The organism is Bradyrhizobium sp. 142, assembly GCF_023074015.1.
GTDB lineage: Bacteria > Pseudomonadota > Alphaproteobacteria > Rhizobiales > Xanthobacteraceae > Bradyrhizobium.
The window spans coordinates 1-502 of the sequence record NZ_JADPKQ010000114.1; the positions used below are offsets into that span (position 1 = coordinate 1).

The window sequence follows — 502 nt, forward strand, 5'->3', positions numbered from 1 at the left end:
GGTGTTGGGTGCCCCCTGGGGCAGGGAGGCTAAGCGGCAAGCAGTTTGGGAATGCGGATCAGGTTATAGGCGATCAAATTGAGCAGGAAGTCGGCGGCGACGCGAGCGATGCCACGATGTTTGGTCTTGCGCATGGTGCCATGCTGCTTGCCCCATCCGAAAATGCACTCGACCATCGCCCGGCGCGATTGCGACATGCCATAGCCCGGATGCCGCGTGGTTCGTTCGTCGATGGCGCTGTTGCGGGTCTTGCCGGTTTTGGTGACGGCCTGGTTCTGCGTCACATGCGGCGTCACACCGATGGCGCGAAGATTGGCGACATGATCGGCGGTATCGTACGCCTTGTCCTCACCGGCCGTGATGCGGCGGCCTGCGGCTTTGCGTCTCGCCTTCAGCATGGTCTCCGAAGCCCGGCGTTCGGCGGTGCCATTGGCATGCGTGACCCTGCCGGCCACCGCCAGCCCATGCCGGTTCTCCATGGTGGCGTGGCCCATATAGCAAA

Annotated in this window: 1 protein-coding gene; it reads right to left on the minus strand. The window is 63.3% G+C overall.

What is annotated here, in order from left to right; all coding sequences use genetic code 11:
• Window positions 1–29 precede the first annotated feature (29 nt).
• On the minus strand, window positions 30–502 hold a 473-nt coding region (locus tag IVA82_RS11745; RefSeq protein WP_247386888.1), incomplete at its 5' end, for a transposase.